This window comes from Halomonas sp. 141, from assembly GCF_002810305.1.
GTDB classification, from domain to species: Bacteria; Pseudomonadota; Gammaproteobacteria; order Pseudomonadales; family Halomonadaceae; genus Vreelandella; species Vreelandella stevensii.
Map to the genome: position 1 here is coordinate 1 of NZ_PINZ01000140.1, position 503 is coordinate 503.

Annotated in this window: 1 protein-coding gene; it reads left to right on the forward strand. The window is 46.1% G+C overall.

The window, feature by feature from the left end; genetic code table 11:
- Window positions 1-96: 96 nt before the first annotated feature.
- Window positions 97-333, forward strand: a complete 237-nt coding sequence (locus tag CWI66_RS17725) for a helix-hairpin-helix domain-containing protein (RefSeq protein ID WP_100732396.1) — start codon at window positions 97-99, stop codon at window positions 331-333.
- Window positions 334-503 lie beyond the last annotated feature (170 nt).

A 503-nucleotide genomic window follows, 5' to 3' on the forward strand; every position in this document is an offset into this window, starting at 1 on the left:
TGGTGGCTATGAAACCTCAGTCATTGTGATGTCACGTTCATTGAGGTTTCATGGCAGGGCGTATAATCACTGTTATGTGGCTTAAGGAGTTTTGATATGGCATTCAGCGAATCAGAAAGAACTGCTCTACTCGAAGTGAAAGGCGTTGGGCCTACGGTAGTGAAGCGTTTTGAGGAAATAGGCATAGATTCTTTTTCTGAGTTAGCGAACTATGAGCCAAAAGAAATTGCTGAAAGAGTGGCGTCTATGCTCAGAACTACTTGCTGGAAAAATAGTCCTCAGGCCTTATTGGCGGTCAAATCCGCAATAGAAAGGGCAAGACAAGGTTTGTAGATGGTGGCACGCTCACATAACAAGCCGCTTAAATCCGTTCCGGCCACAAAAAACGTGGCCTCCACCGGACTCGCTGACGCTCGCCGTTTAGCGGGGCGTTATGTTTCTTGACCGCACCTGTTAAATGGTGCTATTAATAGCACTAAATTGTTGGCTAGGTAACCACTATG

What these genes read in the sequence shown, in the direction of transcription:
- CWI66_RS17725 (WP_100732396.1), top strand. Translation starts at nt 97, where the DNA reads ATGGCATTCAGCGAATCAGAAAGAACTGCTCTACTCGAAGTGAAAGGC.